The sequence below is a fragment of the Candidatus Zixiibacteriota bacterium genome (genome assembly GCA_035380245.1).
Classification (GTDB): domain Bacteria; phylum Zixibacteria; class MSB-5A5; order GN15; family FEB-12; genus DAOSXA01.
On the sequence record DAOSXA010000001.1, the window covers coordinates 416,462 to 442,963 of the forward strand.

The window sequence follows — 26,502 nt, forward strand, 5'->3', positions numbered from 1 at the left end:
GTTCAATCAATCTCCTCGAATCGACCCTTGAAGAAACGAAGCATTTCCGGTTCACAGACTAACTTGAGTCCTTTGGCCTTATCGACGTTCTCGGTAACATCAATATATGAAACAGACATATTCATATTGTTAATAAATCCGGTTCCCCGGGTCAGGCCACAAGGATAAGTAATGCGATCTTAATTGTCAACGAAGGGTCAATCAACGACTTGACCAGTGATAGACGGTACCGCTCTCACCGACTACGTAGGCAGTATGGTCCTTACTCATCCAGACTCCCCGAAAGTTGATTTCCAGATCATCCTCGGAAACGCTGGACCAGGTGCTGCCGTTGTAGAAAACAGCCGCGCCGTTATCACCAACTGCCAGGGCTACAGTTCGATAGCGACCTGAAACTGCGCGTAAATCATGAATGGTCGGCGAGGTTTGACGGGACAGGGTGCGCCCATTGAAGTGAACGATCAGACCGTCAGTACCGACCGCGAACAGGTCGTTCCAGCAGTCTCCCCAAATGCTCTGGATATACCCGCCCGAAGCAACGCCGAGGAAGTCCCATTCGTCTCCGTCGTAATGCGCCAGACCGTGACCGCGTGCCACTGTCAGGAAGGTCTGCTTGAGGTCAAGACCGGGATGCACTAGCACTTGCCCACCCCAGCCGGCAGCGAGGGTTGAAGAGTTGCTGCTCGGTATGAGTTGCCAGGCGCCATCGGTGTATTCCATGACGGTTCCCATATCTCCGGCCAGCATGAGGTGTCCTTCGTCGTCGCTCCAAATGGAACGAAGGGTGACAAAGCTGCTGACGCTCGTGTCGCTCCAGGAAACGCCATCGTAGTGCAGGATCGTGCCATTGGCGCCCACGGCAAAAATGTTGTTCGCCGAACCGACCCAGACGTCGTATAGATCCGTTTCGACCGGGACATCGACGATGTGCCACGCACCGTCGGAGTTGGTCAACACCGTCCCTTCCGCCCCCACTGCGTATATCAAGTCGTTCGAAGCACCATCGATGGCGTTAAGGTCGGCGCTGGTCAAAGAATCCATAAGCACCCAGCCTTCGGCATGGGAGCTTTCAGTGATTTGACATGAGGTAATAACTATCGAAGCACAAAGTATCGTTACTCCCAATACGATTAGTCGCAATGTGGACACACTGCTGATCCATCGGGTACTCGGCAAAGATTATTCTCCTGATTCCGGTAATCGATCCAACCAGAGCGTTCAGCTTATCCAATAAGTTATGCCTTGATAGTAGACGGCGCAATCTATATCATGCGGCATGATACTCCGGCCAACGTTTGTGGGAATTGTATTATTACTTCTTGCACTGGCGCCTGCCACCGGTGCGATTGGACCACTCGGATTCAAGCTCGGGACCTCGCTGTCAAATTATCACGGTGACGGAACCGGCGACAATCCAGGTCTGCTGGCCGGTTTCGAGATCGGCGTCTCCGAGGAAAAGAAGTTGGCGGAAGGGGCATTTGGACAATTGGAGTTGCTCTTCGTCTCACACGGTGGAACCCGAGAGTACGACTATCTCGCACCCGAGGGTGCGATTCATTTCAAGGAATCGCTCAGGTTGTTCTCTCTGCAACTATCGGCCTCTCTTCGGCTCGGCTTTCCATCAGAACGTTTGGAGAAATACAGCGCGCTTGTGGGGGCAGGTTTCTCAATCACTCCCTATGGTTATGCCGATGTTGACTGGTCCTGGCCTGAGAGTCCCTCAGATAAAACCGGCCAGACATCGGGTCCGATAGATAATCTTGGCTGCTCCAGCCTCTTTGTCACCGGCGGACTTCAGCGTGATCTGCGCCTGTTCAACCGGGGTGCTTTCATTGAGTTGAGATACACAGTTAACTTCGCGAGCGACTTCAACAACGACAACATCTCCCCTGGTCCAGGTACGTCGTACAACGGCTCCTGGTATGTACTCGACAGTCACAATAACGATGCGGCCGATCTTACCGGCGGCCAGCTTACTCTATCAATCGGTTTCCGTCCGTAGGGTGTGATCATGACTGGGAAAATAACTATTGCCGGTTCGATCGCTTTATTGCTTGGGATTATCCTGATCGCGGGTTGCTCGGTCAAACGCGTGACGATTAGACCGGATCAAATCCCCGAGCACGCCGACAAGAAATTCGTCAGTCTGGTGCGCATGGCTGATCTCGTCGGCGCCGTGGTCGAAACCGACACAACCGGTGGGGCGCAGACCGCCTCGGAGGAAGAGTCGAACCTGGTGCTGGTAAAGTTCGATCAGGGCTCAGGCAAAATCGACCCGAACGACTGGTCGGTCGCCGGCCGGACCGGAGACTCCTCGTTCAGCCGACTAATGGAAAATATCCAATACCTTCAATTCCGTCAGATTAATCACGGCACTCGTTACATGTGGCCCGACTCACTCAAGATGTGTATGGTCGACACTACCTGTGACGAGGAAATGATCGACCCCGGCGTCAATCCCTGCTGGGAGCGAGTGAAGTTCGGTCGTGGAGGTGGTCGTTATGACGCCTCGCGGGATTTACTGACAGGCGTATCGGATAAGGATAATCCGATAGAGATAGCTCCCTCGGATATCCGTATAGCGGAATACAGCTACTTCGATAAAATGGATGCTGCCCGTAAAGCTACCTTACTGGGAGCCCTGGGCATGTTGCTCCTCGGCTTCTCGCAGACGTTCTAATCGCGGCGAACGAATCAACCACGCCCCGGTGGCCAACCCGTCCACGGGTTGGATAAGAGATCATAGCAACAACACAATGGCATGTCTCGGAGAGACATGCCCTACTGCAGAGGCTGACGGGACGTCTACCGCCCATGTATCGTTAATATCACAACAAAACCGGGCTGCTCTGATCGAGCAACCCGGTCTTCGTATATCGACAATCTAAAATATCGATCAGTTCTTGAAACGGCGCGGGTGACGGGCTTCCCATTCCACGACGATCGGGCTGGCCACGAACACCGAGCTGTACGTACCGACGATAATCCCCAGGATTAGCGCCAGAGCAAACGTGCGGAGCACTTCACCGCCAAAGAAAAACAACGTCCCGACCACAAGCAATGTAGTCAACGAGGTATTAATTGTCCGTGAAAGCACCTCGTTGATCGAGGCATTCACGGCAGCAGCGAACTGCCCCTTGGTGCGGAAGTGCTTCAGGTTTTCACGAATCCGGTCATACACAACCACCGTATCGGTGAGTGAATAACCGGCCAGGGTGAGCAAGGCGGTCACCAGCAACAGGTCGAACTCGACCCCCAACAGATAGGTTAATCCCAGTACCGCCAATACATCGTGGAAAGTTGCGATCGTTGCCGCAACTCCCGAACGGAAATCGAACCGGATCCAGATGTAGACAATGATGCCGCACAGCGACAGGAGCACCGCCCACTGGGCATCCTTACGCAAAGTCTCACCGACGGCCGGACCGATAATATGTTCCGATTCGACCGTGAACGGGTTGTCGGTAAAGGCGGCTGCGATATCATTGCGCAACTGAGCGGCTCTTTCCTTACCCTGAGCCTCGGACTCCGGCCGCTTGATTTTAATGATGAAGGCATTCTCTTTTTCGAAGCTCTTCAGTTCGGTAATCTTGGCATCCGGGAAATCCGAACTGAGAGCGGACCGGAGAGCATCAATTTGTACCGGTTGATCGAAATAACCGTAGACCAGGTTACCGCCGGCGAAGTCAATCCCCAGGTTCCCTTTGCCGGAAGCGATCATAACAAAGGCGAAAACGCCTATGGCAATCAGCGCCAAAGAAATCACAAAGGCGATCTTTCGGGCACCGATAAAGTCGATGTTGGTATCACCAATAATCCTAAACATGGTTTTGGCACCCTTTCGTTAAATACTCAGCGTACGATAGCCTTTGCGAATGTCAAACACCTGCTTGGTAATGACAAACGCCGTGTACAGCGAAATAACAATACCCCAGAACAACGTCACCGCAAAACCCTTGATGGGTCCTGAGCCGAGCAGGAACAGGGCTCCGGCCGTAATCAGGGTAGTGACGTGGGAATCGAAAATCGCCACAAAGGCTCGATCATAACCGGCATCGATTGAGGCTCGAACCGTCTTACCGGTTCGCAATTCCTCTCGGATACGCTCGAAAATAAGAATGTTCGAGTCGACCGACATACCGATCGTCAAAATGATACCGGCGATACCGGGCATGGTCAACGTCGCTCCCAGGGCATCCAATACGGCCAGCAGGAAGAAGATGTTGAAAAGCAGACCGATATCGGCAATAATCCCCGACAGGCGGTAATAAATGGCAATAAACAAAAGCACCAGGACCAGACCGAGCAATGACGAGTAAAATCCCTTCTTGATCGAATCTGCTCCGAGCGAAGCCCCCACGACGTTTTTCTCGATAATCTCCACCGGGGCCGGAAGAGCACCGGCCTTGAGTACGATCTCCATATTACGAGCGTCCTCAAAAGAGGCCGAGCTTCCCATGGTGATCTGTCCCCGCTGGCGGATCTTGCTGTTAATAATCGGGGCCGATTCGACGCGGTTGTCCAAAACAATCGCCAACGGCTTATCGATATTAGCGCCGGTCAACTGCGAGAAGCGAGCGGCTCCCTGTCCGGAGAGCTGGAAATTAACCACATGCGCACCCATGTTGTCGGTCGCAAGTGCGATATTTTCGAGGAACTTGCCCAGGAACTGAACCTTGCGCTTGAGCATGTACAGCATATAGACCTGCTTGCTGTTGCGCGTCTCGATACGAGTCGACCAGGCAAATTCAACATCGATCGGAATGAGCGATGCAACCGAAGGATCGTTCAGCCACTGATCGACCTTCTCTTTATCGTTCTTGGAAACGGCAAAGGCCGGCCAGTTGGTGTTGGTCCGACTCGAATAAAGCGCCCATTCCAGACGGGAGGTCAGCGGGAATTCGGTTTCGGCAGTCGAGGTATTCTCTTCGAAAGCAAACAGAGCAGCCGTATCGGAAACCGTATCTCCGAGCAGATCAGCCGCCAGATCGACTTCCTCGGTCACGGCTTCTTCACCCGCTTCGAGCCTGGCGCGTTCTTCATCGCTCAATTTCGAGATTTCGAGCGCCGAGATGGCTGAATCCAACCGCTGCAGGAGCACTGAAGCATTATCCGGGGTTTCCATCAGCTTGAACTGAAGCAACGCCGTCTGACCGATCAACTCCTCAGCGCGTTCGGCGTCAGTGTAGCCGGGTAAATCGACAATGATGCGTTCTCGACCTTGCTTAACGATGGTCGGCTCTGCCACACCCAAACCGTCAACACGGTTACGAATGATCTGCATGGCCCGGTCAACGGCATCGTCGCGCTGGGCATCATCGATCTCCTCCAGCTTAACACGCAATACCACGTGAATACCACCCTGGAGATCGAGACCCAGGCGGATAGCTTTTTGCTGCAGCGCAAGCAACTCACCAGGCTCATCGGTGGCCATCTTGGCTTTTGCGGTGTCGTCCATCGACCACAACCGGAAGGTATCCCACAGGGCAAACAGGGATCCTAAGATCAGGATTATGGTCAGGCCGACACGCCAGTTTTTCATGGACATGGAAATTCCTTTCCAGCGTTAGTTTATTTTAATGATTCGTTCGTTTCCAGATGAAAGGTGATCCGCCAAACAGCGGCGAATCAAAACGGGGACACGTTAGCTCGTGCCGGAAGGACGGGCGCCGACAAGAGTGAATTGTCGGCCAAGGCTGGGTTTGACCTGGGCACAACTGGCACAGGCAGTCGTACCTGTCGATCGCGTTGTCGTTTCGATCAAAACGACGTCTTCATTCCGTTCATCCAAAGGCGTGCGATCGTTGCTGTTGTTTGGTTTACTGAACTCAGCTGAAACCAAAAAGGCTACCGGACGGCAGTTAGGTTTGCCGGAAGGAGTCATGTTCTCCGAGGCATCTTTCGGGTCAGCCGGCTGGTCCGACTCTTCAAGCCGTACCAGATCAGCCGAGGGATCATCAACTATCACCACGACTGGTTCATCGACTGCTTTGGCTTTGTTGTCAATCGTCACGGAAACCTGATCGACAACTATCAACCCGCTTATAACGAGACTGATTAAAGCCACTAACACAGTCGTAGCTTTTCCGGTTTCAACAGCTTTTTGGATGAGTTTCTGCATACGTAAATCGCCGCGAATATAACTAAAAGCACCCATAAGTCAATTCAATTCTCGTCCATCCCTTGACACGGGATCGACCCCACAGCTTATTATTGGCTTCAAGGAAGCCCCGCGGGGCCGGTTGTGAACATATTTGATATATCGGGAGAAAGTGATGAACGATAAAGGGGTAACTGTCATTCTGAAAACGGCACTCATTTGCATATTTAGTCTGGTTTTAATCTCGCCGGATTCTTCGGCAACTACCGCCGTTACTCACCGGCTGGCAAACGGCATGGAGCTTATTCTCCAGGAAAATCATTCCTCCGACATGGTAGCCAGCGTAGTTTTCGTTAAATCCGGAAGCAAATACGAGTCCCGATTTGAAAACGGCATTACCCATTTCCTGGAGCATCTCCTTTTCGACGGTACGATCAATCAAACCCGAGAGCAACTCGACAAGGGCATCCGTAATCTGGGCGGATATATCAACGCTTTTACCGCCAAAGACCTGACCGCTTATCTGGTGCTGTTGCCCGGGCAACATATCAAATACGGCCTTACCGTTCAGGCAGATATGCTGTTCAACTCCAATTTCCCCGAAGCCGAGATGGCCAAAGAGCGAAAAGTGGTGATTGAGGAAATCAAACGGGACAAAGACAGCCCCGGTTATGCCGCCGATGCCTTTTTTACCGAAAAAGCCTACGGTGGTACCGACTATGCTCGTCCGGTACTGGGCTATGAGGCCTTTATCGAGAATATCCCCCGCGCAGCCGTTATCGATTATTGGAAGCGGTTTTACGAGCCGAAAAATATGGTCGCCCTGATCGTCGGTGATTTCGTTGCCGACAGTATGATCGCAATGGCCGAGGCCGTTTTCGGACCGGCCCCCAACCAACCGGAACAACCTCCGACCGAATCGGGAATTCAGGATTTCATCGAAAGTCGCAATAATCCTTCCAATGGCCTCGAAGCTCACGAGATGAGTTCTTCGGGCAAAATTCTGGACACAGTAGCCAATGTCACCGAAACCCATATCGGCGTTTCCATCAACCTGCCGGAACCGGGGCACCGCGATTATCTTGCCCTGGATTTACTGAGTCAGTACCTGTCCATGGACGGCGTGTCTCCTTTGAAGAAAGCTTTGTTGGAATCTGATCCGCCGCTGGCGACCGAAGTTTCTGTCGGCCTTACCCCCTACGCTGAGTTCTCTCGCCTGGAAATATCGGTTTTAACCGACAAACCGGACAAATCGGAAGTAATTGTCAAGACGATCCTGGCCAAACTGGCCGATATGATGACCTTCCAGGCCGATGCCGAGACCGTCGAAGGGATCAAGGTCAGCGTCAAATGCGACCGGATTTATAACGCCGAGCGACTGCACTATTACGCCTTCATGATTTCACCGCTAATGATGTCCGCCGGTTGGGATTTCATTGACAGTTATGCCGACCGCCTGGCCGAGGTCACCTGGCAGCAGAGTCAGGAAGCAGCCGGACGCTGGCTGCAATGGCCCGACTATGTCGCGACAGTCGTACGGCCGAGCACCGATTCCGGACAGATTCTTTATGAACCGATAGAAATGAGCGAAACGGAGGTTGTCGCTTATTTTGATACGGTTCAGATTCCTGTTTACGATCTTACCCAGGGCGTACCGCTGGAATTTCCATCGACCGACTCGGTTGAGCTGACTTATATCGACCAGGCCGATTACCGTTCCGGTGTGCTTGACAACGGCCTTCAGTATATCATCAAGTCCAGTCCCGACAGCCGGGTGTTTGCCGTTAACATACTTGGTAAAAACCGTACGTTGCGAGAGCCGGAAGGTCTTGAGGGAATAACTGATTTCGTCAACCGTTGTCTCGAAAAGGGAACCGTTACACGAACGGAAGAAGAACTCAGCCGTGATCTGGCCAAAATCGGGGCCCGTGTTAGTCTCTACGATAATCCCTGGATCCCGTTCGATGATCACTACACGAATCGGCGGTACTCGTTCGCCAAATTCGAAACGATCGACGAGTTCGCCTCACGCGGTTTCCACTTGTTCGCCGAAATAATGCAACGACCGGCGTTCGATTCCGCCGCCGTCGAATCGGTGCGGCGCTCCATGCTGGCAATCCTGGGGCGCAAAGCCGGCTCACCCGGTTATCTGGCCGGACAGCAATTCATATCCAGCCTCCTCGGAGATCAACCTTACGCCCGCCCGGTCGCCGGTACACCGCAGAGTATTGCCGCCGTTACTCGTGAAAGCCTGATTGAGCACCATCGGATGTTTTACTCTCCCGGCAACATGATCCTGACCATCGCCTGCAACCAGCCTGCCGATGAGGTACTGAATTGGATCGAGGGAACGTTCGGACGTCTTGCCGCCGACAGCTTATCGTCGCTGCCGCAGGTAGAGATTGAGTCGTTCCTTGAAGTCCGCAACACTCACCAGCAGATGGAATCGGATCAGATATCGATTCTTCTCGGTTCACCGCTCCCGGGCATCATGGATCCCGACGTAGCCGCGATCAAAGTTGCCACAACACTTCTGTCGGAGCGGCTGTTCGGGAGCTTGCGCGAGAAACAAGGCCTGGCCTATTCGGTAGGAGCCAGCTCTTATTTCGATCGCGACTTCGGCTGGACCTATTGCAGCATCGGCACCGGCAGCGATAACTACGATAAAGCTGTCGAGGGAATTATTCTCCAGATCGAGAAACTTAAGCTCGATGGTCCGACAGCCGAAGAACTCGCGACAGCTCGCAACCAGATTATGGGACGGATGTCATCCAGCCGCCTGGCCCGGATTAACCAGGCCTATTACCTGGCTGAAAACGCATACCTCGGACTCGGCCTGGGATACGACAAAGCTTACCTGACGGCGGTGTCGCAGGTGTCGATTGATTCGATCCGCCGGGCAATGGCGCGTTGGTTCCGCACCGATGCTTATATCCTGTCGAGCGCCGGTAACCGACCCGAGAATAAGCAATAGTCCGGTGTCAGGTTGCTAACCTAACTTACGATTGAACAACCGCGGAATCTACCCTATCAAACTCCGATGAATGAACTCGCGAAGAATCCAAACGCGTTGGTGAGCGACATACGTTCTTCGGTCTGGTGGCCCGCCCGTCCACGGGTGGGATATATCTGAAAGCTTCGCATTAAGGTGCCCCACCCCTCGGGTGGGAAGTTTGCAAACGTTAACAGGTGTCGAAACTTCGCTTCGCGATCCGCCTTCGGCGGACAGGAGTTTCGACCTACAATTTGTATCGATTTTTGTGCCCACCCCTCGGGTGGGAAGTTCGCAACAGCACCCAACACCTTCCCGTCCGCATTAAGGTGACCCACCCCTCGGGTGGGAATTGGTGAGCAGCAGACGTTCTTCGGTTTCGACCTTGTTTCGCGGAATGCTGGAATCCTGATCGGGATTGTAATGGTAGAGCGTTGTTGGAAGGGAATTGTCGGTTCGTTTACGTGCGAACCGGATGAGAAATATTATGACATCAACCAGGACGTGTGTGTCAATGAGATGATGAACCGCCGGTTGAATCCTCGGCCTCCAGAGCCTTCTTGACCGAATCGATCAGAGATCGCAGTGAATCAGATTCGACATGGGGATAATAGCCGACAGGCTTACTGCTTTTCTGTCGTTCTTGCGGGGGGGGAGAAGCCGCACGGACGCTGTCCATAATGTGCTTTACGTCTGGATACTCATCCGACATAATCCGGAAGCCGATGTTCCGTCGCAGCAACTGCAACATCTCACGGCGCGTTGCCTTGGCCAGGTACATGCCTGCATGCTCGCTTGGAGTGACGGGCCCCAAAAGCTCTTCCACGGCTTTCCGCTCTCGTGAGCCGGGGCGTCCGCCGTATCCCAGAGACACTTCGATCTCGTACTCATAATCAAGCTGTTGCCGGCTCAGAATCGATTCCCACAAGTCAGCCCGCTTCTCATTCGAGCTCCGCTGATCCGCAGCTCGGATTTTGCCCTGATGAAACTCGATCGTGTCGCCCGTCGAGACGAAATACACCAGAATCATCCCGGAGGGGCATGGAGCTGTAACATTCACTTCCAGCTTGCAAGTGTCGTTCGGCGGAATCTCCAACTCCATGACACCCTCGGCAGGCTTCTCCAGGGTTGCCGGGAGTTTCCACTCCATCGGGCCCGAATACCCGACTCCCCCCAAGTCCCGTACCTGGAATACCACAGCCTCGCATTCAGGGCAATGATCATTTGGCCCGAAACGGTACCACAGCTTCAGCGGGCCCGAGTTGCCATCGGGTTTGCTTAGAACACGAAGCTCCCCCGTGACGCCGGTTGGGCGCAGTCCGAGAACCTCTCGGTTCGTCTGTGCCCTGACTGCACCTAACACCGTCAGCAGGGCCGCAGATAGCAGCAGCAACATCTTCCTATGTCGCATGATAAACTCCTTTTCATGATGTCTTTCAAAGTCAGTTCATTGTCTCAAATGAATCGTTTCAATCGCACCTCCTTTCGTCCGGTCCTTCGGCAGGTCTCGGTGAGACCTGCCCTACTACGCAATTCATCCCGCTTTTGCGCGCTGTCCCTCCGCGCCGAGATCGTATGATTGATTTGTTCTCCTGACTTGAATTAACACCGTGATTACATCGCTGTCAACGGGTACTACGGTGTTATTTTGGTGGGCGGTCAACGTTTCGTCGGCACCATTATATACTGCGCAGGTTCGAAGACGGACCTGCGCTACGGCAATACTCGATTCAACAGGCATCATAACTTCGCTTCGCGAATCCCACCCGAGGGGTGGGGCACCGAAAAGATGAAGATGGATTCCCGTTTTCGCGGGAAAGACGTTTTGTGGGGTGTGCTGCTGCAGGGGCAGACGAGACGTCTGCCGCCCACCAACACGGTTGGATTCTTCGCGAGGTCATTTACGGGAGTCATATATGGGAGACGCCGCGGTTGTACAAGTCGATATGATTTTAATCCCACCCGTGGACGGGTGGGCCACCAGACCGTCGACGTAGCTAAGCTCTATTTCACTATCCGAGCGATTGAGCTTGGATTCAGGCAGCTTGACGGGACCGCCGCCTGTCTTCAGAGATTGATCTGAGTTAGCTGAATCAGCGGGGGGGGGAATCTTAGGGCGGCCACACTGTCGGACATGCGCTGTATATCAGGGTATTCCGGCGTCAGCTTCTGACATCCGATACCGTGTCGAAGTAGATGAAGAATGCCTCGCTTCTTTATGCGGCCGTAATAGACACCTTCCTCATTACCGGCTTTCAACGGCCCGGCGACACTGTCAACCAAGTCCATTTCCCACTTGAAATCCTCTGTGAGGAAGAACTTCACATCGTATTCATAGTTGAGCTGCTCCTCTGTCAGCATCGCCTCAGTCTCATCGGCCGCCTTCTGATTCGAGCTCCGTGGATCCGCCGCCCGGATCTGGTTGAAATGCACCTCCATCGTATCGCCGGTGGATATGAAGAAGACCCGTACGCCCCCGGAGAGACATAGGGCGCCGGTGTGCGCAGCCACATCAAGCTGGCACGTATCGTTCTCCGGTACCGTTACCGAAACCACCTTCTCGTACCCGTCGTCCTTGCTCACCGGAGCCGTCCACTCGTTCGGGCCGTCTACGATCAGATCGCCGACAGTGCGAACATGAAACGTCAACTCTGAACAATCGGGACATCTTCCTGTTGCAATCCACTTCATCCACAGTTGTACCGTACCTGAACTCCCCTCCGGCTTGCTCACTATCCGATGTTCCGCTGTGAAACCCACCGGCGCGACATCGTCCTCGGCGAAACCGGCCGCTGCTGTAACCAGCAAAAGCAGCATCACCAATCCAAACATCGTCCGCAACATCTTCCTATGTCGTATAATAGACTCCTTTTCATGAGGTCTTGTCAAAGTCAGCTCGTTGTCTCAAACCAAGTGTCTCAATTGCACCTCCTTTCGTTCGGTCCGTTGGCAGGTCTCGGGGAGACCTGCCCTACCGCCGATTTCGTGGGCGGCAGACCTCCCGGTCTGCCCCGGAATCCGTAACCCCCGGCATAATGTGCCGTCAGGCGTCTCTGCCTGACGGCCTCGTTCGATGTCAAAACTTCGCTTCGCGATCCGTGACCCCACCCGTGGACGGGCGGGCCACCAGGGGCGAGTCCATGTGTTGGCGGATTCGAAGACGGATCCGCCCTTGTCCATCCTTCGGCAGGTCTCGGTGAGACCTGCCCTACTACGCAATTCATCCCGCTTTTGCGCGCTGTCCCTCCGCGCCGAGATCGTATGATTGATTTGTTCTCCTGACTTGAATTAACACCGTGATTACATCGCTGTCAACGGGTACTACGGTGTTTTACGGACTGCTGCTTAAAAGCGATACCTACGGGCTTATTTATCCCAATTCCATTCATAGAAAACATTTCCGGATTCTACGGTTGACTTAGCCTTTCTCACGTGTATATTCCCCGCAATTGCTCATAGCTTGTTAACAACTTAAGGACCTCTGCCAGGATGGTTGACCTTTCCGGGCCCGGGACATCGTCGGAAAGCCGTTTCCCGCGCGGCGAAGCGGTCGCAGTACGACTACTCGCGATCGTCGGACTCCTCTATTTATTCATTCTTTCCATTACTCTCTTAGGCGCCTCGTTTAAGTTGTTTGGGAATGATTTCGCTGAGGCGATTTTCCATGCCACTTCCAATCCCGTTGCCGGTCTCATGATCGGTCTTCTGGCAACGGCCATAATCCAATCATCATCGACTACCACTTCGATCGTTGTCGGTCTGGTTGCTTCCGGCATGCTCGATATCCCAAACGCCATTCCGATGGTCATGGGCGCCAACATCGGAACGACGATCACAAATATCATCGTCTCTCTCGGACACGTCTCCCGAAAAGACGAGTTCCGCAAGGCGCTTGAAGGAGCCACGGTTCACGATTTCTTCAATCTTTGCTCAGTGGTTGTACTGTTGCCGCTACAGATCGAGTTCGACATAATCGGACGAGGAGCCGTGTTCCTGGAGAAGATGTTCGAAGGCTTCGGCGGCTTGAAATTTTCCTCGCCGCTGGCTATCGTAACCAAACCGGTCTCCCATTGGTTGATTGAGCTTTTCAATCAGAACCCGTACGTATCCGGGGTATTCGCCCTGCTTCTCCTCTTCATAGCTTTACGCTACATCGTCAAGATACTCAAATCGCTGGTGCTGGAACGCGTCGAGAGATTTTTCCAAAAATACATCTTCAGGACACCCGTTCTGAGTTTCATCCTTGGGATGCTAATCACGGTCCTGGTGCAGTCCTCGTCGATCACAACCTCAATCGTCGTTCCGTTGATAGGAGCCGGGGTATTGACCATACGTCAGATCTACCCTTACTTCCTCGGCGCCAATGTAGGTACCACCATAACCGCCTTTTTGGCTTCGTTCGTGACCGGGTCGCCCGCAGCGGTAACGGTCGCGTTCTCACATCTCTTGTTTAACGTCTACGGCATTTTTATATTCTGGCCCCTGCAGCGTATTCCCATGTGGATGTCACGCCAGTTGAGTCGGGCCGCTGAAATATCCCGGGCCCTGCCGCTCGTTTACCTTGGCATGGTGTTCTTTATTATTCCCGGGATCATCTTCTACATTATGGAGAGATAGTATGTTCGAAACGTTCAAACAACTCTTCAGCCCTGAAAACCTCCTCGATGAGGCGTTCAAGAACACCCTGACCATGATCGAGTTCGATCAGAAACTGTTCGATGCCTGCCGTCATACCCTGCGCGAAGAAGATACCGACCAACTGCCGTTCGACGTTAAGAAAGCCGACCAGGAAATCAACCGGTACGAATGGGAGGTTCGGCGGCAGGTGTTAACCCACCTCTCCATCGCCGGCACCCAGCATCTGGTCCCCGGTCTGGTGTTGGTATCGATAGTGATCGATGTCGAACGTATCGGCGACTACACCAAGAACATGGCCGACCTGGCCGGCAAACACAAACAGCGTCTCCAGGCCGGTAAATATGAAGCAACGATCGTTGAAATCGAAAAACATATTTCCGAAGCATTTCCGCAGGTGCTCGATATTCTCAAGAACCAGGAAGAAGCCAAAGCTCGTGAGTTAATGGGACACGAAAAAGAGATCGGGACCAAGTCCGAACAGATTATGGATGATCTCGCCCGTGGCCTCTCACCGGAATTTACTTCCCATGACGCTGTCTGTCTGGCTTTGTATGCCCGGTATTTGAAACGGATCAACGCTCACCTGACCAATATCGCCAGTTCGATCGTTAATCCCTTCCCCAAAATTGGCTTCAAGTCCAAGCCGGGCGTCGTTGACGAAGAAGAAGATTGATTCGTTTCAGTTTTTGCTTTTAAGTCCCAATCCCATACGCATGGCAGGTATCAAAGCCTTGCGGTGGTACCAATGGAATCCCGCGGCCAGAATCAGATAAGCTATGGCCACTTCGATTCTGATCTGTTCAATAATCATCTGCGCCAGGAAGAGTACGACCAGCAAAATCCCTTCGCTTCGATGCAGACGCAGGTTCACCAGAACAGCAACCGCGAACAACGACTGCGCTGCCGTAAGAAACAGCTCATGCTGCTGCAGGGAATCGAGCGGGAAGGGATGGATCGCTCCTCCCGAGATAGCAAACACCAACGGAATGGTGCCGACCAGGAGCGTCCATTGATTCACCTTAGATGAAATGAGAGCTTTAAGAGCCGATCCGGCATGCCCGCGCAACGCCCAGGTTGCTGCCACGATAAACTCCGGTGCTTCCGAGGCAATCGGCGCGAGCCATTGCACCAGAAGGAATTTATTGATGCCAAACTCCTCCCCCATCATAACCAGACTGTGTGCGAAAGGCTCGGCTGAAACGAAAATCACGGCGCCGGCCCATAAGAATAGCAGAATGGTCATGATGCGCCGCCAGGATGTGCTCATGTTGGCAACAACACGTACCGGCCCCACTAACTCCGGCTCCACTGTCTCCATTTGCGCTGCCCGGCGCGTGTAGAGACCAAACAGCGTTACCAGAATAACGGTGTCGATCAGGTTGAGATTACCCTTAAGCGGAATGGTAAAAGAGTAGACCGTCGCCATAGCCAGATAGAAAATTTCCACCCGTTGCGACTCATGCAGCACGATCTCCTTGCGCTTTTTCGCGAAAACATACAGAAACAGCACCACCGGCCAGCCGAGTCCTACCAGGAGTCGATTGGCGCCGGTCATGTTGGCTATAGCGAGATGAGCCTGAGAGGGATCATGAGCCGCTTCCCAGGTAAACACGAAATCGACGGCATATTCAGGAAGCACGGCCATGAGCGCCAGAATTGCCACCGCCAACGATTCGGAAATATCGATTTGAGCCGCTTCGGCTGCCCAGGATAGAATGAATGCCGCTCCAAAAATTGCCAGGCCAAAAACCAAAGAGCCCACCCAGGCAGCCGACTCAACATGAGTCAGGCCAAAATACAGACCCGGCAAAGTCACCAGCGTCGTCACGATCAATAGGATATAGTGCGACGGGGATACGTCGTAGTGGGTGTGTTCCGTCTCACTCATGGCAGATGATAGCCCCCGCTGTTAAAAATGCGATTCGCCCTACCCTCTTATTATCATATTTACGATGTCTTTTCGGAGCAGAACACCGACCAGATTATCGTTTGAAGTCACGAAAACTCTTCTAACATCCTTAAAAATCATCATCGCTGCGACTTCCACGATTCTCGTATCCGGCGTCGTAACTTCAAAATCGGTTCTGTAAAGCTGTGAGACTTTGATTTTATCTTCCTGTTTTAACAACTCCTCGAACGGCTCGACATCCATCGAATAATTCAAATTAGAGATCAGCGCCTGATAATCGGGTAAAGCTGCCTTGATCAGATCACGGTCGGAGATCACTCCCAGCAAACGATTATTTTCGTCTACCACCGCCAGCGCCGAGAGGCGATAGCGGAACATCCGATTGGCCACTTCCTTGAGCGTATCGTCCGGTGTGACCGTGGCTACTTTATGCCGCATCACATAGCGGACCGTCAGTTCTTTATCGACCTGAATGTTATAATCAGAAATGAGTTTGATCAGATCCGAGGGGTGTTCCGCCGCCATAGCCTTATCGAGCGTTCCGGGCGTGCGACCGAACATTGCCAGCCCCGAAAGCATTTGTAAATACAGCTTGGCAATAGTCGAGGGTGTAAGAAGCAGACATACGACATGAACCGGGATATCATCCGGCGTTTTGCCCTCGAGTCCCTGACGAGAGACACCAATCAGGATATACAGCTCATTCACGGCGTCGGTTCGGGCATGCGGAAAAGCAAAACCGTGACCGTAGGATGTATCTTCCACTTCCTCACGCTCGCGAACTGTCTGGAGAATCGCTTCATAATCGAGACTGACTCCTTCATCCTCGATCATCCGAAGCAACTCCCTTACGGCCTCATCTTTGGTGCGGGCCTTGAGATCGATGTTGATGCGTCTTTCCATCAACAAATTGGCCAATTTCACTTAAGACACCTCTCTGTTTTGGGGCTCGCTGTGCGTGCCGCCGTCGGCTCTCTCTTTAATCATCTCCGGTGACGCCACACCGCCCGACACCAGAAACTTAACTCCGTCTTCTACAGACAGGGTAAGCGGATAGACTTCTTCCACCGGCACCAGCACCACGAATCCGGAAACCGGTGTCGGTGTAGAAGGAACGAAAATAGTAGCTACGTCACGGGTCTGTGCGCCAATTCCAACCGATATCCGGTTCGATACAAAACCAACCGCCCATAATCCCTTGCGAGGGTACTCTATTAATGCTACCTCTTTGAACGAATTGATCGTCGGTCCCGCTACCGCGCTCAGCAGTTGTTTGGCCGCCGTATAGATTGGCCGGATGATCGGCACCCGCTCGAGGACGTGATCGCTCATACGATAGATGCGGGATCCCAAATAGCCTCGTGTCAGTACTCCGGCTAAGAGGATCACCAGCAACGTGGTGAGCAATCCCAGTCCCGGGATATAATACCCCAGCACCTGATGCAAAAACGGCTGGAGAACACCGTCAACGGCGAGAAAAAGCAGGCGCAGAACGAGATAGGTCAGGATAAGCGGTACGACAACTAAAACGCCTGATAGAAAATACCGCTTTATAATGGACGAAATCGAACTAGCAACGGACATACGGCCTTCCACCTGTTCAGTGTTGTGCCATGAGTATATCCGCGCCCTAATTTATTGTCAACGTTTTTGGGCTATCAATGCGGAAAGAAACCGTAGACAGCCGGTATCTGTGCCGCATACTTAAACACTGGTTCAGCGAACACACCGAACAAAATCACACCGACAACACCGATTGTCACTACCGTCGCGGCCGGTAAATTGAACTTGATATTATACGGTGATACTTCGCCCGAGAAATACATCTGCTTCAGGATATTGGCATAGTAAAAGAGGGCAAAGACCGAAGTCAGCATGCCGACTCCAACCAGCCAATACAACCAATGGTAATAAGCATGCCCGGTAGCCATACTGATCGCGGCGGCGAAAACTTTGTACTTCGCCATAAAGCCCGCCAGCGGTGGAATTCCGGCCAGCGACAACAGAAAAACCGACATCATCAACGCCATTCCGGGCGATGACTGCGCCAGCCCTCGATAGCTGGCAATCTGACACGATCCGGTCTTGTCCTCGAACACCGCCACGATGGCAAATGCCCCCATGTTGGCAAAGAGGTACGCGAAAATATAGTATGCCACAGAGGCCAGACCCTGCTCGTTGAGCGACACCATACCGATCATGATGTAACCGGCTTGAGCGATCGAGGAATAAGCCAGCATGCGCTTGATATTCGTTTGTCGAATGGCAACCACATTGCCGTAGAGCATTGCCGCTCCGGCAACTATCGCCGTTACGATGCCCCAGTCGTTGGGAGCCATTTCCTCGCCGTAGAATGCCACCAGGCCGCTCAGGAATATCTTGGCAAAAGCCACCAGACCGGCGCCCTTCGATCCCACACTAAGGAAAGAGGTGATCGGGGTTGGAGCGCCCTCGTAGACATCCGGCGCCCATTGATGGAACGGCGGCAGGGCCAGCTTGAAACCGATACCGGCCAGCATCAGCAATACCACCAGCGTCAGAATCGCGCCTATTCCCTGATTTGACAGGTGTAATACGGCCAAATTGAGTCTTAACTGCACTAACTCGGTCGTTCCCCCCAGTCCGTACAGGAAAGAGATACCGTAAAGCAACAGCGCCGACGAAAAAGCTCCAACGATGAAATACTTAATACCGGATTCGACCGAGAGCTTGTTGTCTTTATAGAACGCGGCCAGAATGAAGAGCGGGATAGTCGTTAGTTCGAGCCCGACGTAGAGCTGCAGCAGTTCGTTGGAAGAGGACAGGAACATCATCCCGACCGTCGACAGCAGGATCAACCCGAAAAATTCACCCCGGTGGTTGACAATACGCTGGTGCAACGAACCGAACGAGGAGCCGATCGCCATAAATGCCGCGCCCAGGAAGATCACCTTGAAGAACAACGACATGGCATCGTTTTCGAACATCACGCCAAAGCCGCTTCCCGGCGTTCTCAACGCCAGCAGAATACCGGTAATCAGCAGGCCAAGCATCGCCATATAGCCGGTGGCGCTTCCCTGCTTGCGACTGGTCACCAGGTCGAACGTAATTACCAGCAGCGCCCAGATGAACAGGAATATCTCCGGGAGCATTTGGCTCAGGTTGTATGCGGGTAGCTGCAAATCCATTTCATTACCTGGACATCAAAGTTACCAAGTTCTCCAGCGTGGCCGACATCAGATCAGCCAGCGCCTTCGGGAAAATACCGACGTAGAGCGTCAGAACCGCCAGCGGTGCGACCGTGATGATCTCACGGATGTTGATCTCGGTCAGGCCGCCCCAGCGTTCCATATTGAACTCACCAAGGAACACGTGCTGGACCATACGCAGCATGTACGCCGCTCCCAGCACCACACCCAGAACGGAGATACCGACCAGTACCCGGTTGAGCTGGCTGAATGCGCCGACAAAGATCATGAACTCCGATACGAATCCGGACATGCCCGGAAGACCGAGCGCTGCCATCGAGAACATCACCATCAGACCGGTATAAACCGGCAGCTTGGCGCCGAGACCGCCGAATGCCGCGATCTCACGAGTGTGGGCGCGATCATAAATGACGCCCACCAAAAGGAACAGTGCGCCGGTAATCAAACCGTGCGAAACCATCTGGAACATACAGCCCGAGATCGCCGTCACCGAGCCGTAAGCCGCCAGAGCCAGCATGCAATATCCCATGTGACTGACCGAGGAATACGCCACCAGCTTTTTCAGGTCTTTCTGTGCCATCGAGACCAAAGCGCCGTAGATGATGCCGATCGCTCCGATTACTGCAATCCAGAAACTGAGTGTATGCAGGGCATCGGGGAACATCGGCCAACTGATACGCATCATGGCATAAGTTCCCATCTTAAGGAGAACACCGGCCAGAATCACCGATACCGCCGTAGGCGCCTCGACGTGAGCGTCGGGCAACCATGTATGGAACGGCCAGGCCGGGACTTTGATCGCGAAAGCGATGAAGAAGAAGATGAAGCAGACCATCTGCAGCGTATGCGGCAACGATGAGCCCTGCTCCACCAGAGCCATTATGTTCAGGGTGTGCGGTTCCGAAGTGAAATACAGGATCAGAATCGACACCAGCATGAAGATCGAGCCAAATAATGTGTAGAGGAAGAACTTGATAGCCGCGTATTCCTTGCGCGGGCCGCCCCAGACGCCGATCAGGAAGTACATCGGGACCAGCATGATCTCCCAGAACACGTAGAAGAGGAAAAAGTCAAGAGCTACGAACACGCCCATCATTCCCGCTTCGAGAAGCAGGAAGAAAGCGAAGTATTCCTTCACACGGTTCTTGATTCCGAACGAAGCGATCAACGAAATCGTCGACAGCAATCCGGTAAGGAACAGCATCGGTACCGAGATACCGTCAACACCCAGATAATACTGGATATTGAGCGACGGGATCCAGCTAAACGGACCTTCGACATAACACATCGCCGCCGATCCGGAGTGACCCCAGAAATAGTCCCAGGTAATCCAGAAGGAAAGTACCATAGGTATGAAGCTGATCCCGGTAGCTGTCCATTTTATAGCCCATTCATTTTGTTTGGGCAACAACATGACGGCCACCATCCCGATAACCGGGAGGAATATCAGCGAACTTAGAATTGGAAAATCCATAACTAAGATTTATCCTCCAAAATCAACACTACTCTTCTACTTTAATGCCTTCGTCGGTGTTACGACGTCCGACAAAGACTCGGCTCAAATAAGCCACTACAACAAGGGCCAGGATGAACAACAGGGCCAGAAGCGGCACGTTGTATTCGATAAAAGCCATCTCATACTTGAACATCCCGAGCACGACCACCGAGGCGGTTATGAACAGTACATAGAACTGTACACGACCAGTTTGCAACAGTCTTCCGACGCGGGCTCCGGAACGAACCAGCCAGCCGGCGCCGTTGACCGCACCGTCGATGATCCACTTGTCGATCCACATCTTTATATTCGATACGAGAATGCTGAACCAGGCCGCACCGTTGACGAGACCGTCGATGACACGAGCATCGAAAGTCCACATGTACCGGGCAAACACCAGGATCGGGTTCAACAGAATCACATCGTATATCTCATCGATATAAAACTTATTGAACGACAGCTTATACAGCAGTCCGAAACGCTCTGCCAGCTTGTCGGCGCTGATTGCCCTGCGGAAGTAGATCATATACGCCACGGCAATTCCGCTGAGCGCAACGACCGTAGAAACGATCATCAACAGGTAATCCGCATGCACATGGTACGGCTCATGGCCGCTATAGACATAAGCGGCGAAGCCGTGCTTGAGCCAGGGCATTCCCACCCAGCCTGCGAAAATCGCCAGGAAGCCCAGGAACACCAGCGGGTAGGTCATGTTGTTCGGCGATTCATGCGCATGATCGAATCTCTCCTGATCGCGCGGTTCGCCGAAGAAGGTCATGAACACCAGTCGGAACATGTAGAAAGCGGTCATGAACGCAATCAACAGGGTGCCGATGAAGAAAATCGTATGATGCGACGAAGCCGCCACGATTTCATCTTTGGACCAGAATCCGGACAACGGGAAAATACCGGAAATGGACAGCGCCGCGATAATGAACGTCCAGCCGGTCTTGCCCATCTTCTTGAGCAATCCGCCCATATCGTTGATGTCGTTGGTATGGACGGCATGAATGACCGAACCCGCACCAAGGAACAACAGAGCTTTGAAGAAAGCGTGGGTCATCAGGTGGAACGTTCCGGCGTAGAAACCGGGTGAATGATGACCGAGGGCGGTGTCATAACCGTACAATCCCAGGGCCATAATCATATATCCGAGCTGAGAGCAGGTCGAATAGGCCAGCACTCTCTTGATGTCGTTTTGCGTCAGAGCGATACAGGCAGCCATGAACGAGGTGATCAAACCGATCGTGGCTACGATCAGCGAGGCGGTAGCCGAGGTCACGAACAACGGCATGGCGCGTGCTACCAGGTAAACACCGGCGGCCACCATCGTTGCGGCGTGAATCAACGCCGACACCGGCGTCGGACCTTCCATCGCATCCGGCAGCCAGACATGCAGCGGGAACTGGGCCGACTTACCGACGGCACCGCAGAACACGCCAACCGCCATCAACGTCAGGATGCCGGCCGGAATGACTCCGGACGAAGCAATTTCGAAAACGCCGTTGTAGTTGAAAGTCCCGGCATAAGCCGCGATCAGCATCAAGCCGATCAGGAAACCTAAATCGCCGACACGTGTCGTCAGGAAGGCCTTCTTACAGGCATTGGCTGCGGAAACCTTTTCAAACCAGAAACCGATCAGTAAGTACGAAGTCAGACCGACCAGCTCCCAGAAGATGAAGATCATGAAAAAGTTATTCGCCAGCACCAGGCCGAGCATCGAGAACAGGAACAGCGACAGGTAGGCGAAAAAGCGCGAGAAGCGCGGATCGCCGTGCATGTAGCCGACCGAGTAAATCTCAACAGAAGCGCCGACCGTAGATACCACCACCAACATCACCGCCCCGAGCGGATCGACCAGAATGCCGATCTCCGGAATGAAATGCGGGAAGTCGATGAACCGGTAGAACCACTCGTACGGTTGACCGTGGTTCGCGATATTCTCGATTAACACCCAGATCGACATAACCCATGAGGTCAGGATCATGGCTATCGAGAAACCGGCCGAGACCTTCTCCTTCCAACGAAGGAAGAAGACGATCATGACAAACGACAGCAGCGGAAGTAAAGCGATTAAATATGCATGTTCGGTCATTTGCTCGATCCTACCACTTCATGATGCTGAGATTCTCAGTGCCGACACCGCGCCAGTTGCGGTAGATCAGCAACACGATCGCCAGCCCCACGACCGCTTCAGCGGCCGCGACGACAACCACGAATATCGCAAACAGTTGCCCGACGAAACCATCCGTGGCAACGTATCTGTTAAAGGTCACGAAATTAATGTTGGCCGCGTTAAACATCAGCTCCAGAGACATCAGAATTCCGATCACATTGCGTCGGGTGATAACTCCGAACATACCGATGGAAAACAGGATAGCGGCCAGAACCAGGTAATGAAACATTACGACCGCTCCTTTCTGGCCAGAACGATAGCCCCGATCAGCGCCGCCAGCAACAATACGGAAACTACTTCGAATGGCAGCATGAACTGGGTCATCAGGTATTTACCTATCATGGCGATATTATTTTCGGGCAACGCCTTCGAGGCATAATCCCAGACATCGGTGCGACCGAGCAGGAAAATTGTCCCGACGGCGAATCCGGCCGTCGCCACGAACGTTGTCAGAGCATTCTCGGAAGTCATTTTCACCCGACCTGAGGCCAGGTCGGTCGTAAGCATGACCGCGAAGATAATCAGGACCGCTACTGCTCCGACATAAATCAGCACCTGCGCCGCCGCCAGGAATTCCGCATCCAGCATTACATAAATGCCGGCCACTGAAAACAGCGTCATTATCAAAAACAGCGCACAGTGAAATATATTCCTCAGACTGACCACCAGCAGGGCCGAGATCGTAATCACCGCGGCCAGAAGCCAGAAGACGATCGAGGGTTCGGAACCGGTCATTGCTCGTCTCCTTTGTTGGTCTCATCTTTTTTCTCATCACTTGCTGCAGGAGCTTCGGGTTTGGCTCCTTCAACCGGCTTGGGCGCCTCTTCAGCTTTCGCTTCAGCCGGTTTTCCGGCATCAGGCTTCGGTGCGGGTTTCTCGGCTGCGGCCGACTTTTTCTTGCGAGTATCCTCATAGGGGACATTGCGGCCGTACTTCTGGAGCTTCTTCATATCCCAAACGGTATCATTGATATCCGTCGTGGAGAACTCATACATCGTAGCCATTTTAATCGCACAGAAATTGCAGGCCTCTTCGCACATGCCGCAATAGCAACACAGCGCCGTCTCCACCACGAAACTATCGAGAACTTTTCTCTTATTCTCATCGCGGTGAGATTTAATCCGGATCGCACCGGTCGGACATGTGCGCATACACAGCTCGCAAGCCGTGCAGTTCAATTCACCGGTCTCTTTATCCGAAAGCAGCACGACCACACCACGCGAGCGTTCCGGTATGTCGTCTCTTTTTTCTTCCGGATACTGCACCGTTACGGCATGTCTGCACAGATACGGCCCGGTTATAGTGAGGCCCAAGATGAGGTTCTTAATATCTTTTAAAACACCCATATCGTTACATCCTGCCTCTACCAGTACCATCCGGCATATTTGAACCAGCCGGCAATCACGAGATTAGCGAAAGTAACCGGCACCAGGAACTTCCAGGCGAACTTCATGAGTTGGTCGACCCGAAGACGCGGATAGGTCCAGCGGAACAACATGAGCAACAGAACCATAATGAGCGTCTTCAGCAGGAACCAGAACCAACTCGGCAGGAACGGACCGTTCCAGCCACCCAGGAACAAGGTCGTGGTAATGGCTGAAACCGTGAACATATTAATGAACTCGGCCAGGAAGAACATTGCGAACTTCATACCGGAGTACTCAACGTTATAACCGGCGACCAACTCCTGTTCTGCCTCGGGAATATCGAACGGCGTGCGGTTGGACTCGGCCGCTCCCGCCACCAGATAAGTGGCAAAAGCGATAGGTCCAAACGGCAATTGGAAGATGTGCCAGTTCCAAATCCAGCCGGCTTGCGACTTGACGATATCCTGCATCGAAAGCGATCCGACGAACAGGACAACCACCAGCACCGAAACCGCCATGGGAACTTCGTAGGAAACCACCTGCGCTGCCGAACGCATACCGCCGAGCAACGCGTATTTATTGTGAGAACCCCAACCGGCCATCAGCAAACTGATAATGGTCAGAGTTGTAACCGCCATAATATAAAGGATGCCCACGTTCAGGTCGGCCACGATCAGACCGTCGCCGAACGGAATAACAACGTAAGCTAAAAACGCAGCGGTGAAACAAAGCACCGGCGCCCAGAAGAAAATCCCCTTATCGCGAATAGCTACCTGGATATCTTCCTTCTGGAGCAGCTTCAGCGCATCCATAACCGTCTGATACCAACCATGCCAGCCGGTCCGCATCGGACCGTACCGCTGCTGCAAGTGACCGGCGATTTTACGCTCCCACCAGACCAGGAAAAGAGCGATAAGCGCCAACAAACAGAACACACCTGTAGCCAGCAGAGTGTATACGACTATTTCCATCCAGGGGGATTTGAGTCCGATATCCTGCAGGAGGCCATAACACCATTGAAAGAGCGGCAGAAGTTCGCCGACCGCTAAAATCGGAGTGTTCATCGATCCACCTCCGGCAGAATAACGTCAAGAGTGGCAAAAATCGCCACTAAATCGGCAATCATGCAGTTGGCCCCGAACGCAGGCAACACCTGCAGGTTATTGTAAGAGCTGCCGCGCAGTTTTACTCGAAGCGGTTTGGGACCACCGTTGGAAATCAAATGGCAGCCCATCTCACCGCGCGCGGATTCAATGCGATTATAGCATTCTCCCGGTGCAGGCTTGAATTTGGGTGACACCTTGGCTTTGAATTCTCCCTCAGGAAGGCCGTCCAGCGCCTGTCGGATGATCTTTATGGAAACCCTAATCTCATCCAGACGCTGCATATATCGGTCGAAACAATCACCGCTCTTCTGAGTCGGCACCTTCCAGTCTAATTTATGGTAGATCGAGTAGGGATCGTCACGACGAACATCATAGTCAACCCCCGAAGCCCTCAGAACCGGACCGGAGGCTCCATAAGCGATAGCCGTCTCAGCCGGAAGAATACCAATTCCCTTGGTGCGCGCCAGCCAGATCGGGTTCTCGTTCAGAAGGCCCTCGTATTCGACCAGCTTGGCTTCAATAGTATCGAGCGCCTTACGACATCTCTGTTCGAAACCCGGCAGAATATCCTTCGAAACTCCGCCGATCCTTATATAATTGTAGGTCAGCCGTTGACCGCAGGTCTCTTCAAACAAATCGATGATCAGCTCGCGTTCACGCAGACCGTACAGGAATGGCGTATAAGCCCCGATATCCATCGCCGTAACACCGTAAAACAGCAGGTGCGAGGCGATTCGGTTCAGCTCGACCATGATGACCCGCAGGTACTCGGCCCGTTCCGGCACTTCTACTCCACCCAGCTTTTCGGCTGCCATGGAGAACACCTGATTGGTTGCCATGGACGTGACATACTCGAAACGGTCCATCAACGGCAGACATTGCACGTAAGTACGGTTTTCGCACACCTTCTCGATGGCGCGATGCAGGTAACCGATAACCGGTTCGATTTTCAGTACCCGCTCGCCGTCCATAGTCAGGACCATGCGACAAACGCCGTGGGTCGAGGGGTGGTGCGGCCCCATGTTGACCTGGAATTCTTCAGTACGAAGTCCCTGCATGGTCACACCTCCGGCAGCCGCACGAAATCCGGCCCGTCCCAGTCCTTACGCATCGGATGTCCCTGGTCCCATTCATCAGGCAACAGGAAACGGGTTAAATTACCGTGGTTCTTGAAGTTAATACCGTACAACTCCCACGCTTCCCGCTCGTGCCAGTTGGCTCCGGCCCAGATCTTTTGAACCGACTCCACCTCGGCCCCTTCGTAAGGAAGGCTCAGTTTGACATCCATCCGGTGCTTGAGACCAATTGAGGCCAGCGAATAAGCTACCTCAAAATGCTCGCCGGTGTCGACGCCGCTGAGATTGCAAAGGAAATCGAATTTCAGGGAGTTATCATCGTGAAGCTTCTGCATCACCTCCAGCAGATCATCCGGTTTGATTTCGAACCAGGGATCGAATTTACCGGTCTCCACAGGAGTCAGCTTGCCCTCGAAATGAGAGCCGATATATGCGACAAGTTCCTCTTTGGTCAT

At 53.2% G+C, this 26,502-nt stretch carries 24 protein-coding genes; 5 read left to right on the plus strand and 19 right to left on the minus strand.

The annotated features are described in order from the left end of the window. Positions 1–2: 2 nt before the first annotated feature. Both PLF13_01605 and PLF13_01610 read right to left on the minus strand, forming a co-directional pair. Positions 3–125 carry a hypothetical protein gene (locus tag PLF13_01605; GenBank protein ID HOP05965.1) on the minus strand — a complete coding sequence of 41 codons (123 nt, stop codon included), beginning with the start codon at positions 123–125 and terminating at the stop codon, positions 3–5. 76 nt (positions 126–201) lie between these two features. Continuing rightward, a complete protein-coding gene (locus tag PLF13_01610; GenBank protein HOP05966.1) occupies positions 202–1,176 on the minus strand; it encodes a hypothetical protein in 975 nt (324 codons plus the stop codon). A gap of 121 nt (positions 1,177–1,297) precedes the next feature. On the opposite strand from PLF13_01610, the gene PLF13_01615 reads away from it, so the two are divergent. After that, on the plus strand, positions 1,298–2,002 hold the full coding sequence (locus tag PLF13_01615; GenBank protein ID HOP05967.1) for a hypothetical protein: 705 nt from the start codon (positions 1,298–1,300) through the stop codon (positions 2,000–2,002). A 9-nt stretch (positions 2,003–2,011) separates the two neighbouring features. Next, positions 2,012–2,680: a hypothetical protein gene (locus tag PLF13_01620; GenBank protein ID HOP05968.1), complete on the plus strand. Its 669-nt coding sequence runs from the start codon at positions 2,012–2,014 to the stop codon at positions 2,678–2,680. A gap of 216 nt (positions 2,681–2,896) precedes the next feature. Here the strand turns inward: PLF13_01620 and secF are convergent, their stop codons facing one another. From secF to PLF13_01635, 3 genes are all read right to left on the minus strand, one after another. Next, positions 2,897–3,826 (minus strand): protein translocase subunit SecF, encoded by a 930-nt coding sequence (gene secF / locus PLF13_01625; GenBank protein ID HOP05969.1) that lies wholly within the window; start codon positions 3,824–3,826, stop codon positions 2,897–2,899. Positions 3,827–3,844: 18 nt separating this feature from the next. Continuing rightward, entirely contained in the window at positions 3,845–5,542 is a 1,698-nt protein-coding gene (gene secD / locus PLF13_01630) for a protein translocase subunit SecD (GenBank protein HOP05970.1), read from the minus strand. 102 nt (positions 5,543–5,644) lie between these two features. After that, positions 5,645–6,121 carry a hypothetical protein gene (locus PLF13_01635; GenBank protein HOP05971.1) on the minus strand — a complete coding sequence of 159 codons (477 nt, stop codon included), beginning with the start codon at positions 6,119–6,121 and terminating at the stop codon, positions 5,645–5,647. A gap of 154 nt (positions 6,122–6,275) precedes the next feature. On the opposite strand from PLF13_01635, the gene PLF13_01640 reads away from it, so the two are divergent. After that, positions 6,276–9,074 carry a pitrilysin family protein gene (locus PLF13_01640; GenBank protein HOP05972.1) on the plus strand — a complete coding sequence of 933 codons (2,799 nt, stop codon included), beginning with the start codon at positions 6,276–6,278 and terminating at the stop codon, positions 9,072–9,074. Positions 9,075–9,603: 529 nt separating this feature from the next. On the opposite strand, the gene PLF13_01645 is transcribed toward PLF13_01640, so the two are convergent. Both PLF13_01645 and PLF13_01650 read right to left on the minus strand, forming a co-directional pair. Next, positions 9,604–10,503, minus strand: coding sequence for a hypothetical protein (locus tag PLF13_01645; GenBank protein HOP05973.1), 900 nt, complete (start codon positions 10,501–10,503; stop codon positions 9,604–9,606). Between the two features lie 656 nt (positions 10,504–11,159). Continuing rightward, complete coding sequence (locus PLF13_01650) at positions 11,160–11,936, minus strand: hypothetical protein (protein HOP05974.1); 777 nt, start codon at positions 11,934–11,936, stop codon at positions 11,160–11,162. Positions 11,937–12,581: 645 nt separating this feature from the next. Here PLF13_01650 and PLF13_01655 point away from each other — a divergent pair. Then, positions 12,582–13,709 carry a Na/Pi symporter gene (locus tag PLF13_01655; protein ID HOP05975.1) on the plus strand — a complete coding sequence of 376 codons (1,128 nt, stop codon included), beginning with the start codon at positions 12,582–12,584 and terminating at the stop codon, positions 13,707–13,709. 1 nt (position 13,710) lies between these two features. Further along, on the plus strand, positions 13,711–14,403 hold the full coding sequence (locus PLF13_01660; protein HOP05976.1) for a PhoU domain-containing protein: 693 nt from the start codon (positions 13,711–13,713) through the stop codon (positions 14,401–14,403). 6 nt (positions 14,404–14,409) lie between these two features. On the opposite strand, the gene PLF13_01665 is transcribed toward PLF13_01660, so the two are convergent. From PLF13_01665 to PLF13_01720, 12 genes are all read right to left on the minus strand, one after another. Continuing rightward, positions 14,410–15,618: a sodium:calcium antiporter gene (locus PLF13_01665; protein HOP05977.1), complete on the minus strand. Its 1,209-nt coding sequence runs from the start codon at positions 15,616–15,618 to the stop codon at positions 14,410–14,412. 39 nt (positions 15,619–15,657) lie between these two features. After that, positions 15,658–16,563 carry a CBS domain-containing protein gene (locus PLF13_01670; protein HOP05978.1) on the minus strand — a complete coding sequence of 302 codons (906 nt, stop codon included), beginning with the start codon at positions 16,561–16,563 and terminating at the stop codon, positions 15,658–15,660. Then, a complete protein-coding gene (locus PLF13_01675) occupies positions 16,564–17,223 on the minus strand; it encodes a DUF502 domain-containing protein (protein HOP05979.1) in 660 nt (219 codons plus the stop codon). Positions 17,224–17,297: 74 nt separating this feature from the next. After that, positions 17,298–18,806, minus strand: coding sequence for an NADH-quinone oxidoreductase subunit N (locus PLF13_01680; protein HOP05980.1), 1,509 nt, complete (start codon positions 18,804–18,806; stop codon positions 17,298–17,300). Positions 18,807–18,810: 4 nt separating this feature from the next. After that, positions 18,811–20,301 carry an NADH-quinone oxidoreductase subunit M gene (locus PLF13_01685; protein HOP05981.1) on the minus strand — a complete coding sequence of 497 codons (1,491 nt, stop codon included), beginning with the start codon at positions 20,299–20,301 and terminating at the stop codon, positions 18,811–18,813. Between the two features lie 28 nt (positions 20,302–20,329). Beyond that, positions 20,330–22,417: an NADH-quinone oxidoreductase subunit L gene (gene nuoL / locus PLF13_01690; protein ID HOP05982.1), complete on the minus strand. Its 2,088-nt coding sequence runs from the start codon at positions 22,415–22,417 to the stop codon at positions 20,330–20,332. A gap of 10 nt (positions 22,418–22,427) precedes the next feature. Next, positions 22,428–22,727: an NADH-quinone oxidoreductase subunit NuoK gene (nuoK, locus tag PLF13_01695; GenBank protein HOP05983.1), complete on the minus strand. Its 300-nt coding sequence runs from the start codon at positions 22,725–22,727 to the stop codon at positions 22,428–22,430. Beyond that, positions 22,727–23,233 (minus strand): NADH-quinone oxidoreductase subunit J, encoded by a 507-nt coding sequence (locus PLF13_01700; GenBank protein HOP05984.1) that lies wholly within the window; start codon positions 23,231–23,233, stop codon positions 22,727–22,729. The genes nuoK and PLF13_01700 overlap by 1 nt, the downstream gene beginning before the upstream one ends. Beyond that, on the minus strand, positions 23,230–23,844 hold the full coding sequence (locus PLF13_01705; GenBank protein ID HOP05985.1) for a 4Fe-4S binding protein: 615 nt from the start codon (positions 23,842–23,844) through the stop codon (positions 23,230–23,232). Before PLF13_01705 ends, PLF13_01700 begins: the two co-directional genes overlap by 4 nt. A 17-nt stretch (positions 23,845–23,861) precedes the next feature. Then, complete coding sequence (nuoH, locus tag PLF13_01710; GenBank protein HOP05986.1) at positions 23,862–24,929, minus strand: NADH-quinone oxidoreductase subunit NuoH; 1,068 nt, start codon at positions 24,927–24,929, stop codon at positions 23,862–23,864. After that, a complete protein-coding gene (locus tag PLF13_01715) occupies positions 24,926–26,029 on the minus strand; it encodes an NADH-quinone oxidoreductase subunit D (protein ID HOP05987.1) in 1,104 nt (367 codons plus the stop codon). The genes nuoH and PLF13_01715 overlap by 4 nt, the downstream gene beginning before the upstream one ends. Before the next feature lie 2 nt (positions 26,030–26,031). Then, positions 26,032–26,502: an NADH-quinone oxidoreductase subunit C gene (locus tag PLF13_01720; protein HOP05988.1), complete on the minus strand. Its 471-nt coding sequence runs from the start codon at positions 26,500–26,502 to the stop codon at positions 26,032–26,034.

Coding starts and splice junctions, on each gene's coding strand:
- secD (HOP05970.1), bottom strand. CDS start 5,542: ATGAAAAACTGGCGTGTCGGCCTGACCATAATCCTGATCTTAGGATCC.
- nuoH (HOP05986.1), bottom strand. CDS start 24,929: ATGAACACTCCGATTTTAGCGGTCGGCGAACTTCTGCCGCTCTTTCAA.
- PLF13_01660 (HOP05976.1), top strand. CDS start 13,711: ATGTTCGAAACGTTCAAACAACTCTTCAGCCCTGAAAACCTCCTCGAT.
- PLF13_01720 (HOP05988.1), bottom strand. CDS start 26,502: ATGACCAAAGAGGAACTTGTCGCATATATCGGCTCTCATTTCGAGGGC.
- PLF13_01680 (HOP05980.1), bottom strand. CDS start 18,806: ATGGATTTGCAGCTACCCGCATACAACCTGAGCCAAATGCTCCCGGAG.
- nuoL (HOP05982.1), bottom strand. CDS start 22,417: ATGACCGAACATGCATATTTAATCGCTTTACTTCCGCTGCTGTCGTTT.
- PLF13_01715 (HOP05987.1), bottom strand. CDS start 26,029: ATGCAGGGACTTCGTACTGAAGAATTCCAGGTCAACATGGGGCCGCAC.
- PLF13_01640 (HOP05972.1), top strand. CDS start 6,276: ATGAACGATAAAGGGGTAACTGTCATTCTGAAAACGGCACTCATTTGC.
- PLF13_01620 (HOP05968.1), top strand. CDS start 2,012: ATGACTGGGAAAATAACTATTGCCGGTTCGATCGCTTTATTGCTTGGG.
- PLF13_01675 (HOP05979.1), bottom strand. CDS start 17,223: ATGTCCGTTGCTAGTTCGATTTCGTCCATTATAAAGCGGTATTTTCTA.
- PLF13_01685 (HOP05981.1), bottom strand. CDS start 20,301: ATGGATTTTCCAATTCTAAGTTCGCTGATATTCCTCCCGGTTATCGGG.
- nuoK (HOP05983.1), bottom strand. CDS start 22,727: ATGTTTCATTACCTGGTTCTGGCCGCTATCCTGTTTTCCATCGGTATG.
- PLF13_01700 (HOP05984.1), bottom strand. CDS start 23,233: ATGACCGGTTCCGAACCCTCGATCGTCTTCTGGCTTCTGGCCGCGGTG.
- PLF13_01635 (HOP05971.1), bottom strand. CDS start 6,121: ATGCAGAAACTCATCCAAAAAGCTGTTGAAACCGGAAAAGCTACGACT.
- PLF13_01645 (HOP05973.1), bottom strand. CDS start 10,503: ATGCGACATAGGAAGATGTTGCTGCTGCTATCTGCGGCCCTGCTGACG.
- PLF13_01650 (HOP05974.1), bottom strand. CDS start 11,936: ATGTTGCGGACGATGTTTGGATTGGTGATGCTGCTTTTGCTGGTTACA.
- PLF13_01705 (HOP05985.1), bottom strand. CDS start 23,844: ATGGGTGTTTTAAAAGATATTAAGAACCTCATCTTGGGCCTCACTATA.
- PLF13_01665 (HOP05977.1), bottom strand. CDS start 15,618: ATGAGTGAGACGGAACACACCCACTACGACGTATCCCCGTCGCACTAT.
- PLF13_01605 (HOP05965.1), bottom strand. CDS start 125: ATGAATATGTCTGTTTCATATATTGATGTTACCGAGAACGTCGATAAG.
- secF (HOP05969.1), bottom strand. CDS start 3,826: ATGTTTAGGATTATTGGTGATACCAACATCGACTTTATCGGTGCCCGA.
- PLF13_01655 (HOP05975.1), top strand. CDS start 12,582: ATGGTTGACCTTTCCGGGCCCGGGACATCGTCGGAAAGCCGTTTCCCG.